Raw genomic sequence first — 348 nt, forward strand, 5'->3', positions numbered from 1 at the left:
CAGCATGTGTTTGACCGTCCACATGAAATCTACGCCTTTCAGGAATCCTAAGAACAGAGGAGGATCGCCTAAAGGAGTCAGACCGCCGCCGATATTCGCCACTAAGAAAATGAAGAAAATCACGATGTGAACGCGGTAGTGGCGTTTATGGTTGGCTTTCAAAAGCGGACGAATCATCAACATCGCTGCGCCTGTCGTCCCCATGATGGACGACAAAGCCGTGCCGACTGCCAACAGGGTTGTGTTCAATTTAGGCGAACCATGCAAATCGCCGCTGACAAAAATACCGCCTGAAATGGTATAGAGCGCCAAAAGCAGCAGGATAAAGGGGATATATTCTTCAACCAA

The 348-nt window shown here is 48.9% G+C and carries 1 protein-coding gene; it reads right to left on the reverse strand.

Features of this window, described 5'->3' with window-relative positions:
• Positions 1-348: sodium:proton antiporter (locus ACTHSP_RS23055; RefSeq protein ID WP_440347133.1), on the reverse strand; the 348-nt coding region annotated here is incomplete at both ends.

The organism is Neisseria sp. P0001.S005 (genome assembly GCF_051963715.1).